The 13316-nt window shown below is 57.5% G+C and carries 11 protein-coding genes; all 11 read left to right on the top strand.

What is annotated here, in order from left to right; genetic code table 11:
* Window positions 1–15: 15 nt before the first annotated feature.
* The 11 genes from Q31a_RS04350 to Q31a_RS04300 all read left to right on the top strand — a co-directional run bounded on the left by Q31a_RS04350 (window position 16) and on the right by Q31a_RS04300 (window position 13316).
* Window positions 16–651: a phosphopantothenoylcysteine decarboxylase domain-containing protein gene (locus Q31a_RS04350; protein WP_145074527.1), complete on the top strand. Its 636-nt coding sequence runs from the start codon at window positions 16–18 to the stop codon at window positions 649–651.
* A gap of 61 nt (window positions 652–712) precedes the next feature.
* Window positions 713–1642: a dihydroorotate dehydrogenase gene (locus Q31a_RS04345; protein WP_145086834.1), complete on the top strand. Its 930-nt coding sequence runs from the start codon at window positions 713–715 to the stop codon at window positions 1640–1642.
* 109 nt (window positions 1643–1751) lie between these two features.
* The gene (gene trpS, locus Q31a_RS04340; protein ID WP_145074524.1) at window positions 1752–2723 is read left to right on the top strand and encodes a tryptophan--tRNA ligase; all 972 of its coding nucleotides are present in this window, start codon (window positions 1752–1754) and stop codon (window positions 2721–2723) included.
* A 363-nt stretch (window positions 2724–3086) separates the two neighbouring features.
* A complete protein-coding gene (locus Q31a_RS04335; protein ID WP_145074521.1) occupies window positions 3087–4427 on the top strand; it encodes a tetratricopeptide repeat protein in 1341 nt (446 codons plus the stop codon).
* Window positions 4424–5656: a MotA/TolQ/ExbB proton channel family protein gene (locus Q31a_RS04330; RefSeq protein ID WP_231691062.1), complete on the top strand. Its 1233-nt coding sequence runs from the start codon at window positions 4424–4426 to the stop codon at window positions 5654–5656. Before Q31a_RS04335 ends, Q31a_RS04330 begins: the two co-directional genes overlap by 4 nt.
* A 41-nt stretch (window positions 5657–5697) precedes the next feature.
* Window positions 5698–6120 (top strand): ExbD/TolR family protein, encoded by a 423-nt coding sequence (locus Q31a_RS04325; protein ID WP_145074518.1) that lies wholly within the window; start codon window positions 5698–5700, stop codon window positions 6118–6120.
* Window positions 6117–8054 carry a prenyltransferase/squalene oxidase repeat-containing protein gene (locus Q31a_RS04320; protein ID WP_145074515.1) on the top strand — a complete coding sequence of 646 codons (1938 nt, stop codon included), beginning with the start codon at window positions 6117–6119 and terminating at the stop codon, window positions 8052–8054. The genes Q31a_RS04325 and Q31a_RS04320 overlap by 4 nt, the downstream gene beginning before the upstream one ends.
* A gap of 453 nt (window positions 8055–8507) precedes the next feature.
* Window positions 8508–9416: an OmpA family protein gene (locus Q31a_RS04315; RefSeq protein ID WP_145074512.1), complete on the top strand. Its 909-nt coding sequence runs from the start codon at window positions 8508–8510 to the stop codon at window positions 9414–9416.
* A gap of 549 nt (window positions 9417–9965) precedes the next feature.
* On the top strand, window positions 9966–10700 hold the full coding sequence (locus Q31a_RS04310; RefSeq protein ID WP_145074509.1) for a tetratricopeptide repeat protein: 735 nt from the start codon (window positions 9966–9968) through the stop codon (window positions 10698–10700).
* Window positions 10701–11327: 627 nt separating this feature from the next.
* Window positions 11328–12095: an imidazole glycerol phosphate synthase subunit HisF gene (gene hisF, locus Q31a_RS04305; protein ID WP_145074506.1), complete on the top strand. Its 768-nt coding sequence runs from the start codon at window positions 11328–11330 to the stop codon at window positions 12093–12095.
* A gap of 48 nt (window positions 12096–12143) precedes the next feature.
* Window positions 12144–13316, top strand: coding sequence for a type IV pilus twitching motility protein PilT (locus tag Q31a_RS04300; RefSeq protein ID WP_145074503.1), 1173 nt, complete (start codon window positions 12144–12146; stop codon window positions 13314–13316).

The raw sequence follows: 13316 nt of genomic DNA, 5'->3' as shown, positions 1-13316 counted from the left end.
ATTAGTGGGCGAATCATGGCCAATATCTTAATCACCTCCGGTCCAACCCGGCAGTATTTGGACCCCGTCCGTTACCTGACGAACGCCAGTAGCGGACGCATGGGGCAGGCCCTGGCTGAGGCGGCCCTAGAAGCCGGGCACGACGTTACAGTCGTGACGGGCCCAGTCTCCATCGATTATCCGGCAGCCGCGACGGTCATCGCGGTCGACACCACGGACGAAATGCTCAATGCCGTGCTGGAGTTGTTCCCAGCCTGCGACGGACTCATCGGCGCCGCAGCACCTTGCGATTACATGCCGCATCGCATTAGTACTGAAAAGCTTGCGAAAGATGGCCAGCCCCTAGAATTGGAGCTGATCGAAACGGCCGATATCGTTGCAACTGCCGCCGCCACCAAGAAAAAACATCAGTGGGTGGTTGGTTTTGCGTTGGAAACCGAGGACCGGCGTTTTCGGGCTATCGTGAAAATGCAGCGTAAATGCTGCGACATGATGGTCTCCAACGGGCCGGCAGCGATCAATTCACTGACCAACGACGTCGAAATCCTGGCCTCGGACGGTACAACACTGGCTCATGTTACTGGCAGCAAACAAGTGGTGGCAGCCGCCATCCTCAAAGCTACCCAGTTGCTGATTCGGACGAAATCTTAATACTTAGTAACCTGAAGTGCCTCTTCCAGTCCCTTCCTGCATCTCCACCGATCGCTTCCCAGTGCCTCAAGCTCTCCCTTCTCCCGATTTGTCAGTCCAACTAGGGCGACTCCAACTTCGCAATCCCATCCTGGTCGCCTCGGGCACATTCGGATACGCCCGAGAAATGGAGAAACTCGTCCGACTTGACCGCCTGGGAGGCATTCTGCCTAAGACGATCACGCTACAGCCTCGACCTGGAAATGCTCCCTGGCGAACCGTAGAAACAACCGCCGGCTTGTTGAATTCCATTGGACTCGACAACGATGGAATTGATGCCTTCATTGACGGTCACCTCAACTACCTCAGAACGCTGGATACCGCGATCATCGTCAGCATCGCTGGCAAGAGCATGGCGGAGTTTCAAGAGCTGGCACAGAGGATTGAACAAGCCGGAGGCGCTACCGCCTTAGAGCTCAACATTTCCTGCCCCAATGTAAGTGGCGGTGTTGATTTTGGCACCGACCCGACGCTCTGCCGTCAAGTCATCGAGGGGGTTCGCTCGGTATGCAATTTACCACTGCTGGCCAAGCTGACGCCCAATGTGACCAGTATTGCGACGATTGCGCAAGCCGCCCGTGACGGCGGTGCCGACGCGGTCAGCTGCATCAATACCCTCTTGGGAATGGCGATCGATTGGCGTAAAGCCAAACCGATGCTAGGCAATGTCTTAGGAGGCCTCAGCGGTCCAGCCATTAAACCGGTCGCCTTGCGTTGTGTTTACCAAGTAGCCAGTTCGGTTGACATTCCCATTGTAGGCATTGGAGGCATCGCCACGATTGACGACGTGATGGAGTTCTTCGCCGCCGGCGCCAGTTGCGTGCAGATTGGAACCGCCAACTACTACGACCCAACCGTGAGTGAACGCCTGGTGGATGCAGTGCCCCTCGCATTGCAAGAGATTCATGCCAAGAATGTTCGTGAGGCGGTTGGCACTCTGGTCAACCCCTAAGCGATTGAACCTCCTCAAGCTGGCAACGCGGCCGACTCCCCAGTAGCCACCCGCCGCATAATTCCTTCGTAATCCGTATTCACCAATTTCCTATAAGCAATAGCGCGACATGAGAGTTTTATCGGGCATCCAGCCAACCGGTCGATTCCACTGGGGCAACTACTTCGGTGCCATTCGCCAGTACATTGACTTGCAAAACGAGCATGACAGCTACTACTTCATTGCTAACCTGCATGCGTTAACCACCATTCGGGACGCAGCACTTCTGCGTAGCCTGACGCATGATGCTGCGCTGGACCTGCTGGCGCTCGGACTCGATCCGAACAAGGCAACGCTCTACGTGCAATCGGATGTCCCTGAGGTCTCCCAATTAACCTGGATCCTAATGACCAGCACTCCCATGGGCTTGCTGGAACGATGCGTTTCGTTCAAAGAGAAGAAGGAGCGTGGCATTGCAGCAGACGCAGGTCTGTTCACCTACCCAGTCCTCATGGCGGCCGACATTTTGGCGTACGACGCGAATTGGGTCCCCGTCGGGCAGGATCAGGTGCAGCACATTGAGGTGTGCCGGGATCTTGCGAAAAGTTTCAATCACAAGTTTAGCGAGGTATTCGTCCTGCCAGAAGCGCGTTTGATGGCCGATTCCGCTAAGGTACCGGGCACCGATGGCGAGAAGATGTCGAAGAGCTATGACAATATCATCAGTCTCTTTGAAGAGGAGAAAGCAGCACGCAAGAAGATCATGCGGATCCAAACCGATAGTCGTCCGATGGAGGACGCCAAGGATCCCGAAACCGATCATTTGTATCAGCTGTTGAAACTAATGGCGTCCCCTGAAGAATTGCAGGAAATGGCGGATCTCTATCGACGCGGCGGATTTGGCTATGGACAAGTCAAAAAAGCCCTAGCTGACGCTGCCGAAAAATTCTTCGCGCCTGCACGTGAGAAGCGACGCGAGCTTGAACAGCGTCCCGACACAGTCGCCGATATTCTTCGAGAAGGTGCTAAGCGGGCGCGAGTTCAGGCTGCAGCCGTCCTAGCACGGGCCGAGGAAGCTTGCGGGCTCACCGCTCCAAGCTAGCAACTGGGCTGCGGAGTGCTGCGCCGTGTGAAAGTTTCCTCGACCAGCACTCAAACGACCAGTATGCAAACGCCTGTATGCAAAACGCCTGTATGCAAACGCCCAATACTCGAATGCCAACACTGCAGGCCCCCGCCAAAGACGACCCGCACCACCCTTTGGGGCTAAGTCGCTTAAGAAACACGCTCGGCTCCGCTCATCCTGGGGGGGCCGTTCTCTCGCGACTTCCACCTTAAACCCGTGTAACCCGCAGTTTATCTTGTTTCTCAGAAGCCAGCCCGCTAAAAGTCGATAGTTCATATAGCGGTAGGATACCGCGCTCGTCAATTCAATCCATTTCACCGTAAGCAGGGAGGCCGATCGGTGGTTGCGATCTATTGCGCTCTGCTCTTCGCGGGCATTGTCTTACCCAACACCGCACCGGATGCGACTCAGGCTCCCGTCTGTGAGCTTTACCGGCAAGCCTCTGCGGCCTTGACTGCCGATGATGTCGATGGAGCTTTCGTAGCTCTCGATACCCTCATTACGAGCTTCCCCAAGTCACCATTAAGCGAAGTGGCGGTGGTCCATCTAGCAGAGCTGCATCTGCTGCGGCAGCAACCACGAGTCGCACTCGAGTTGCTGGCAAACTGGGCACCTCGCGTGGAGTCGTCCACCACGCTTGACCGCCTTGCTCCTAGTACCCGGTCTCAATTCCTAGATGTTTTTGCCCGTGGTCTGGTGGAGCTTCCCCAGACGCAAGTGGTCCTGGAGCCGCTGGCGCGACTGCACACTCGCCTCACACCAGACCCTGCTGAAACGGCCGAAACGCTGCGGAGCAAATTGCGACTCGAGGTAGCCGTAACACTGGCTCGGACACAGGAAAAACTGCGCAATTACCAAGCTGCCGAGGACTGGCTGCAGAGAGCATGCGAAGAGTCGACGGAGCCACGTCAGCTTAAGCTTAAGGACGATTTGGCCTATCGCTTACCGCTCCTGCAAGTGCAGAACTGCCTCGCTCAAAATGATGCAGATGGGGCCCTCGATCGGTTGCAGCAATTCCAACTTGCGGACTTACCGAGTGAACGTCAGGTAGCAGTGCGATTTCTGATATTGGAGGCAGCCCAACGCGGCCACAACACTTCCTTGCTGGAAGAACAATTGGCCTGGCTCGAACGGTTTATCGATGCCCAGGAGCGAGTCCCCGCCTGGGCGCCTACGCTAGCCCTGCGTTCGGCGGAGCATCTCTGTCGCCACAAACGGTATCACGCTGCATCCCAGGTGCTTCTGCAAGCAATGGACGACTACCCAGAATTCCCTCAGCGCAACGAATACGCGCTGCTGCAGGCACGATGCGCCATTGCGGTAGTCGATTTTGAATCGGCATCGGCCGTGCTTCACACCGTGCTCCAGTCGCCTCACGCGGAGGGCCACGAGGCGTTGCCCAAGGCCGAATGGCTGTTGGGGGAGATTCGTTTCATGCAACATGACTACGCAACGGCCATCACCTACTATCAACGCGCCGCGGAGCGCGTGGACTTCCCTGATTGGCAAGTACGAGCGAGACTCCAAATGGCTAAATGTCAGGAATCGCTTGGCCAACCACAGGCAGCGCTTGACAACTACCGCAAAGCTGTCGAGTCGCAAATTTCTCCGCAGAATGCACAAGAAGCTCTAGGTCGCATTGCGACACTGAGCGAAGCACTGGGAGCCCCTGTGAGATGAATTCGAACGACACTCCATCCGGTGACTTTGAATTGGACACTCGGATTCACCTTGTCCTCTCACCACATTTACAACTCCCAAACCACACAATCCCTTCGCCCCCGCACACCCGACTGCAACCTGCGATGAGCCGATATCAACCGACCTTCTGTATCACTGGGATGACTCCCTTGCTTACTGGCATCTTTGCTTCAGTTCGCTCCGCCATGGCTCGTAGGAACTCACCGCAGAACATGGTGTCCTATCCCATTGGCAGCTGCTGGGGGATTGGTCTCCCATGCTTCTTGGTCCTGATGTACATGCTCGGGTCGATGCATTCCGCGTTCGCCCAGGGCTACGCCCCGCCGCCGGTAAACTACAATTCCCAGGGATTTGGGTCCCCAACCGCTAGCTCCATGGCGGCTCAACAACAGCCTTCCGCGAGAATTGCCGCGGCTCCCCAGTTCAACGTGGGCAACAGCAATAATACCGTGAGCCCAACGACGACTCCCCTGCCAGGCGACCCCAGCAGTCTACAACCCGCAGCGTCGGAGCAGCCCAGCGAGAGTGCCATTCAAATGGGGAACATCATCGGCATCATCCGTGAGGGCGGGATTTTGATGTTACCGATTATTTTCAGCTCTTTCGTTCTGCTCGTCTTTGTCTTCGAACGAGCAACCTTTTTGCGGCGCGGACGTGTAATCCCGAAACCTTTCGTACGCGGGGTGATTGAACAACTCGAACAACAGCAATTGGACCGCGATGAAGCCATTGCGTTGTGCGAGGAGAACGGCAGTCCGATGGCAGAGCTCTTCACCTCGGCGCTCAAAAAGTGGGGGCGTCCAGTGGTTGAAGTCGAGCAAGCCATCCTGGATGCCGGCGAGCGCGTCACCAGTCAATTAAAGAAATACCTGCGACTCTTCAATTCGATCAGCAACCTGACTCCACTGCTCGGATTACTCGGTACGGTTCTGGGGATGATCGACGCCTTCAACACGATCGCCAAGGCCGATGCCATGGGACGCCCCGAACTGCTGGCTGGGGGCATTGGCGCCGCCCTACTGACCACTGCAGCCGGCCTGTGCGTCGCCATTCCAGCCTATGCGGCCTACGCCTACTTCGTCGGGCGAACCGACCAACTCATTTTAGAGATGGATTCCCATGCACAGAGTGTGGCAGAACTTATCAGTGCCGAGGCTCTCCAAGAAACTAGCGGTCGTGGACGCGGTCGTTCACGACGCGCCGCCTAGCAGTCCATGGTCTTAAACATTCCGCATAGGAGCGGTTGCCAATGCCTTTAAAAACCAGCCGCTCGGACGAACTGCCGGCAGTCAATCTCACTCCAATGATCGACGTGGTCTTCCTCCTGATCATCTTCTTCATGGTGGGGACGCAGTTCAGCCAATCCGAGCAGCAAATCGGCCTCAAACTACCCGGTGCCGGGCAACTGAAAACCATGATTGCTCCGCCCGATCGTCGCGAAGTGGTGGTCACTGCCGAGGGAGCCGTGCTGCTTGACGGTCAAAACATCACACCCCAGGAGCTGACTCGAAAACTCGAAGCAATGCGGGCTCGGTATCCAGACCTACGGGTCGTAGTGAGGGCTGATGGCAAAGCCGAGCATCAATTCGTGGCCGCGGTTTATGGAGCAGTGAATCGTGCGGGCGTCGCCGACCTATCGATTGCCGTGCGTTCACAAGCAGAGTATCGATGAGCTGGTTCTACCAAATTGACGATGCCTTGTGGCGTCTATGGTGCTATGCAACTTCGGGGCGTACGCTGGCCATCGTGTTTGGCATCGGCTTTGCGATGCTGGCCATCTCCTTGCTGGTCCTCTCAAGAACGCGTTGGGGGCATTCCAAGCCCCTGGCCAAATGCGTCGTGTTAAGCGTACTTGCGCATGTCTGGTTGCTCATGTACGCGTTGGGAAATCGGACCGTTCTGCCTCAAGGCGATCCTCGCGGCAGCCAGCAGAGTTTGGCTGTCTCGTTTGAAGAATTCGATCCCTCGACCAGTACCGCATCAGAGGTGGCGCGGTTGGCTGCCGAGGAAACGCCTGCGGCCGTCGCCTCAGAATCCCCCCTGCCGTGGGAGGCACCCGCGAATCTGGCGGATCTGCCGCAACCAGCCGAACTCACCGCGTTGGAAAGCTTGGCAGACTTGGCGCCACCGCCTCTCCTGCCAGTCATGGACCCGACGCCTCTCCCGACGCTTCCTCCCCCCGAGGAATTAGCTGACATTCTGCGCGATGGCGCCCCCGCCTCCGAAGAACAACCTACGGAAGCGCAAGCACAGGCACCTAGCTTGGTCCAGAACACCGACCAAGTCCCCTCGCCCGTTCTTCCCCCCGAGCTAGCATCGCCACCTACGGAGTCTTTGGAGCGAGAGCTAACGGACAGTTCGCAGGTCTCCACTTCAGGCGAGCCATCTCTCAGCACCCCAGTTCAAATGCAGCCGATTGTCAACTCACATTCTCCGGTATTGCCGCCCGACCTTCAGCTGCCGTCCAATCCCAATCTACCGCAGGAGTATGCGCTCCGCCAAGCCACCAATCGACTGCAACTTTCGGCCCCTTTCGGCAGTGACGCCGATAGTGAGGCGGCCGTCGATGCGGGGCTGAGATGGTTGGCTGGCGCTCAATCCCCCAACGGAGCATGGAACGCGAAGGCGTTTGGAGCTGGCACCGAAACCTTTGCATTGGGCGAACGGCGATACGGAACCGGTGAAAAAGCAGACACAGGGGTCAGCGGCCTTGCATTACTAGCCTTCCTGTCTGCCGGCCACACTCACCGCCAGGGAGAGTATCAAACCAACGTCCTCCAGGGACTCCAATACCTCCTGCATGCACAGATGCCCTCCGGTGATTTGTCGGGCCCCGACCAAGTAGGAAGCGATCGCGGGATCCTCAATGCGAGGATGTACTGCCACAGCATCGCGACCCTGGCCTTGGCCGAAGCCTATGTCATGACTCACGACAACGCCTTGCGAGAGGCATTGATGAAGGCTGCACAGTATTCCATCAAGGCCCAAGACCCACGCGGCGGCGGCTGGCGTTACCGCCCGGGGGACCCTGGCGATCTGAGCCAATTTGGCTGGCAAGCGATGGCCCTGAAAAGTGTCGAGCGTTCGGGGGCCGGCATTCCGCCACTCGTGCAACAACGCATGCGCAGCTTCCTCGACTCGTGCGCCGCCGGCAATGCCGGAGGACTTGCCAGATACCGACCTGGTGAGGGCCGACCGAGTGAGACGATGACGGCCGAAGCACTCGCCTGCCGACTCCTGCTTGACTACCCAACCTCGCTGCCTGCTCAGCAGGAAGCCACACGTCTCATCCTCAGCCAGCGTCCGGGCGTTGGGCAGGACAACGTCTACTTCTGGTACTACGCCACTCTGGCTCTGTTTCAATTGCAGGATGAGAACTGGCGCACCTGGAATCAAGCCTTGAAGAGTCGCCTGCTCGAGACGCAACTTCCAGCCTACGACCTGCAGCCCGGAAGCTGGAATCCAGATTCGATGTGGGGAGGCTACGGCGGCCGCGTCTATTCGACAGCCATGAGCTGCTTATGCCTAGAAGTCTACTATCGCTACCTTCCGATGTATCAGCGCGCAAATCTAGCGCGCACTCCACAGCCCGACTATCGGCGGTAGGCGAAGGCTTTCACTTGGAGTCAGACTCATACTGCAGCACACGGCAGCCCATCTCCAGAGTCTCTGTAGACGCGGCGCGATCGCGGCGGCCAGCTTGAGAAGTCAGTGAATCCATCGCTCGGCAACTGCTTCTTATGGCGGGATTGGTATCTTCCGCGCCTGAATCGCGCCCAAGCATCAATCACGAACGCCGTGGATGGCTGAGGCTGAGGATGAGGCTGAGGATGAGTACCGCGACAGTCGCTCAATCGGCGCACGGAGCCGCCAGTCGGCTACTCGGGTGGCTGCCAATGCTAGCTTGACAGCACGTGCGGGAAAACCGTGAAGTGCAAATTGCTCCATGGCGAAACGTAGAATTGGAGATTGACCTTGCCGCCATGGTGGCATTCCCGTTAATGTCGCGCCCTAAACACCATTCTTTTGCTCTTGCATGGTTTTGGCTTCAAGCGTCCGATGGCTGAACATCCCTTCCAAACTGCAATTCACAAGCTCTCCCAGGGATTGTTCCGCAATCTTTTGTTGGTGGTGGTCGTGTTTGGAATGCTGAGCGGATGCAATCGCAATCCCTATGCACCAGGGGGCTGGCCCCCCAATACCATGTACCCTCAGCCTGGGGCAGCAACGGCCGCACCCTATGGTTCGCCCCCGCTTACCTACGCACCACCTCAAACGGCACCGCAGCTAGCAGAACTACAGCGCCGAGTTCAGCAGTTGGACGACAATAATCGCCAGCTCACCACGCAACTCGCGCAGGCCCAGCAACAGTCGCAAGCCTTTCGGGAAAGAGCCGATTTACTGGCTCAGCAGCTGCAAGATTCGGTAAATCAAAACAAGCAGCTGCTCGCATCCAGCCAGCAAATTGCGCAGCAAGCTCGTGGTCTGCAGGATTCGATGAATATGCGTGGTGGAGCGAGGCTTACCGCCAACAGCTCACTTCCCAACGCGACGGCTGGCCTGCAAATCTCAGGCGCTTCGATCATTCCTGACGGAGATGTCCTGCGGATTCGCATCTCCTCAGATCAAATGTTTGCGCCCGGCTCCGCACAATTAACCCCCGCCAGCTCCAACACGCTCGACCAAATTGCGACCGCCTTGCTCCAACGCTTCAGTCGGCAGCGCGTGGTAATTGAGGGGCATACGGATAACGCGCAATCCTTTGGTGGATTCTCCTCGGCCTACGAATTGTCTGGAGCCCAGGCGCAAGTAGTCATGGACCAACTCGTCCGTCGCAATGGCGTACCAGTCCAACAAGTTTCTGTCGCGGCGCAGGGTCCTAACCGCCCCATTGCCGACAACAACCAACCGGCGGGTCGAGCCGAAAACCGACGCATCGAAATCGTCGTCACCTCCAACACCTTCTAAACCCTCTGACCGGCCAGTGCGTCCCCCGCATGCCCGACGACAGAGCCCCCAGCAACCCCAAGCCAGGGCAACACATAGCCCTGGACACGCAGATTCGCAGGAACGCTGCGGTGGAGGTTTGTGGGCGACTCGACCGGAGTCTTACACGGCTGGTGCCAGCCCATCTAACGGCTTGCGGGCCGTGCCCTACAGGCGGCTACGCCCCGGCGCATCCGACATTTCAGCCGCCTGCGTCCCCTTACTCCTAGCGGTTGCGAAGTGCCTGTCCGGGCATTTAGCGGGGCACTTTTCCCCGGCGGCCAGGCCAATTCTGCTATAAATCAAGTTATCGACCATTCTGGAATTCAGAATAGTTGCTTCCCCCGCCCCCGCCAACTACCATCGTAAACGGTTGTCGCAAGGCCTCAGGTCGCTCGAAATCCATCGAGACTTGTCTGATTTATTTGGAATAAGGAGAACGGGCACATGTCCCGATTCACGCAGCTTTTTAGCTTTGTAGCGTTAGTGGCTCTTTCAAGTTCAAGCTTTTTGCTTGCTCAGGACGGCGCTATGACGGAATTATACGGTGAAGGCGTTCATCGCTACAACTGTGGCGATTACCAAGGTGCAGACCAAATGCTCTCGCAGGTAGTCGACTCGGGATCCCAAGATCCTCGGGCTCTCTACTTCCGGGGTCTTGCCCGCGAAATGCTCGCCCATGGCAGCGGCGAGGCAGACTTCCAAGTTGCCGCTCGCATGGAAGCCGAGGGCAAACGCGTCGTGAATGTCGGCCAGGCCCTGGCACGTGTCCAGGGGCGTCAACGAGCCAGCATTGAGCAATACCGTCGCGAGGCGCGCGTTGCTTTCCAACTGGAGCAGGCTCACCAAGCCGAGATTCGTCGCAAGACGATCCCACAACCGACAGAGGTAGCTCCCGTTGATCCAGCAGAGGCGGCCAGCAGCGACCCATTCTCCGGTGATGGCATGCGTTCGGAAGAGGCTGTCGAATTGCCGACCACCGACGCCCCTGCTCCAAGCGAGCCATCCGCCTTGGATGCACCGGCCGCTCCGGCTGCAGACACCTCCAATCCGTTTGGAGATGAGCCTGCGTCCAGCGAGCCAGCTGCCCCAGCGCCAGCGGACAACCCCTTTGGTGACGTTCCCGCAGACGCTGGCGATAGCCCTTTTGGACCTGCCACAACGGAAACTCCAGCTATTGAGGCTCCAGCAGCCGAGCCCAATCCGTTCGGAACCGATCCAGCGCCGGCCCCGGCCTCAGACGATGACAATCCCTTCGGTTTCTAAACCGCTCCTGATGCCCTCTCGTCATTCCCGCTCCAGGTGGGAATGACGACACGATCGGACCGCAGGAGCCGCTCCAGGTTCTCCTAGCAACGGCCTATCGCTCACTGCAATTCCCTGCGAGACGGCTGACCGAAATAGCAACCCGCCACATAGCGGTTGGTTGTTATTGCAAGTCGCCGCGTAAGCAAGGCTGGAATAGTTGCGGCTGCAGTTGATTCGGAATGCGATTTTGGATTGGGCTGGAAACGACCACTCCTCCAACAAGCCAGTGAGCCAGGAAGAGTGGCCGCCGCTGCAGGATGATGGGCCGTGTTACCGTCGCGGTAACGCGGGGAACGCTCTCAAGCCCACCGAACCTGGTACCTCGGGGAGCTCTGCGAGCGCGCTTAGAATCTGCTACCTGTTGGAAAACACATCTCGCCGGACTAGCCCCTTGGCGGCGGCTGCCCGGACGACTTGGGGAGAGGCACCTCTGCCGATTGGCTAGTGCCTCGCGATGCGATTCTGTCACTTTCTGCGCCGCTACCGCTGCGCAGGACCGCTTTGAAGGTGTATTCTAGAGGGGCTGGTTGCAACAAACGGCCAACGCTCGACCAACTCGTCAAATGCGAAAATTAAAGGGATGGAATGTTAGCGAAACGGGTCATTCCCTGCTTGGATGTTAATCAAGGCCGGGTGGTGAAGGGGACCAATTTTCTGAACTTGCGCGACGCGGGAGATCCCGTGGAAGTGGCTGCTCGATACGAACGCGAGGGAGCCGACGAATTGGTATTTCTCGACATTACGGCCAGTCATGAACAGCGCGGAATCATGCTCGATGTAGTGCGTCGCACCGCCGAGCAGGTCTTTATGCCCCTAACCGTTGGGGGTGGCATCCGAGAACTCGACGATATCCGTGCCTTGCTGCAAGCCGGATGCGACAAGGTCTCGATCAACACGACCGCCTGCCAAGACCCCGAGTTTGTGGCGCGAGCAGCCGATCGCTTTGGCAGCCAGTGCATCGTCGTGAACATCGACCCCAAACGAGTCCAACGCAACGGCGAAGAATTCTGGGAGGTGCACATCCACGGTGGACGGACCCCAACGGGTCTCCAAGCGGTAGAATGGGCCCGCCGCGTCGAGGCATTGGGAGCCGGCGAAATCGTCCTGACCAGCATGGATTGCGACGGTACCTGCGATGGCTACGACGTCGAGATCACTGCGGCCGTCAGCCGTGCGGTCGGAATCCCCGTCGTGGCCAGTGGAGGAGCCGGCAGCCCAGAGCACCTGGCAGATGCAATTCAGTTTGGATTGGCAGATGCAGCCTTAGCAGCCAGCATTTTTCACTTTGGACAGTATACTATAGAGCAGACCAAGCGCGTGATGGCTGAACGTGGCATTGCCGTACGGTTGTAAACACTGGTCTAGCACTCAAGACTCTTTCCGCAAGCTCAGGGATCAGAGATGTCAGCGTCTGACGATAATGGCTCCGATGCACAACTTGATAGCATCGTCGGCAACCTCCTCAAGGAACGCAAAGACCTGGAGGTCGACAAGATCTTTCGCGCGCTGGTCAAGCTTGAGGGAAGTGACTTGCACATGAAGGTGGGACGTCCCCCCATCGTCCGTGTAAGCGGTACGCTCAAACCCCTCAACCGCCCGCCGATCGAAAACGAGGAGATGGTCCGGCTGCTGGTTCCCATGATGGACGAGCGCGCCCGCGGCATCTTCGAACAAGAGGGAGGCGCTGACTTTGCCTATGTCGTGAATGTGGATGGCGTGAGCTGGCGATTTCGAGTCAACATGCTTAAGCAGTTGGGAAAAATCGGCCTGGTCGCTCGACGCGTCAATAACTACATCCCCCCGTTCCAAGGACTCTACCTTCCACCTTCGATCGAGACTCTGTGCCACTACGATCAAGGGATGGTACTGCTTGCCGGAGTTACCGGGTCAGGCAAAAGTACGACGATCGGCAGTATGCTGAACTACATCAACTCGATTTACAGCAAGCACATTCTGACTCTCGAAGACCCCATTGAATTCGTCTACACCGAGGACAAGTGCCTAATCAACCAGCGAGAGATTGGCCAGGATGTCAAAGACTTTGAAATCGGCATGAAGCACGCCGTGCGGGAAGACCCCGACATCATCCTGGTGGGAGAATTGCGGGACGAAGAAACGTTTATGACCGCCATTCATGCCGCGGAAACAGGTCACTTAGTCTTCGGCACGATTCACGCATCCAGCGCTCCCACCACCATCGGCCGTATTCTTGACTTGTTCCCCGAAGAAATGCACGGCGCCATCCGCTCGGCCATCGCTTTCAATATGAAAGGCATCGTCGCCCAGAAGCTGCTGAAATCGATCAAGCCAGGGGTGGGCCGAGTGCCGACGTGCGAAATCATGACCTTCACCCCCATGGTTCAAAAACTCATCCTCGAAGGCCAAGACTCCAAACTCCCCGATGCGATCCGCATTGGAGAAGGTGAGGGCATGCAGGACTTTACGATGAGTCTCAAAAATCTGATCGACAAAGAACTGATCGACCGCCCCACCGCTTTCGCCGTTGCTCCCAATAAAGATGCCCTCAAGATGGCACTTAAGGGTATTCAAGTCAGCCAACCAGGTATTATCTAA

The organism is Aureliella helgolandensis (genome assembly GCF_007752135.1).
Lineage (GTDB): Bacteria > Planctomycetota > Planctomycetia > Pirellulales > Pirellulaceae > Aureliella > Aureliella helgolandensis.
Note: the sequence above shows the minus strand (reverse complement) of the source record. Positions and strands in the feature narration are given on the sequence as shown.

Coding starts and splice junctions, on each gene's coding strand:
- Q31a_RS04350 (WP_145074527.1), top strand. CDS start 16: ATGGCCAATATCTTAATCACCTCCGGTCCAACCCGGCAGTATTTGGAC.
- trpS (WP_145074524.1), top strand. CDS start 1,752: ATGAGAGTTTTATCGGGCATCCAGCCAACCGGTCGATTCCACTGGGGC.
- Q31a_RS04330 (WP_231691062.1), top strand. CDS start 4,424: ATGAATTCGAACGACACTCCATCCGGTGACTTTGAATTGGACACTCGG.
- Q31a_RS04325 (WP_145074518.1), top strand. CDS start 5,698: ATGCCTTTAAAAACCAGCCGCTCGGACGAACTGCCGGCAGTCAATCTC.
- Q31a_RS04320 (WP_145074515.1), top strand. CDS start 6,117: ATGAGCTGGTTCTACCAAATTGACGATGCCTTGTGGCGTCTATGGTGC.
- Q31a_RS04315 (WP_145074512.1), top strand. CDS start 8,508: ATGGCTGAACATCCCTTCCAAACTGCAATTCACAAGCTCTCCCAGGGA.
- Q31a_RS04310 (WP_145074509.1), top strand. CDS start 9,966: ATGACGGAATTATACGGTGAAGGCGTTCATCGCTACAACTGTGGCGAT.
- hisF (WP_145074506.1), top strand. CDS start 11,328: ATGTTAGCGAAACGGGTCATTCCCTGCTTGGATGTTAATCAAGGCCGG.
- Q31a_RS04300 (WP_145074503.1), top strand. CDS start 12,144: ATGTCAGCGTCTGACGATAATGGCTCCGATGCACAACTTGATAGCATC.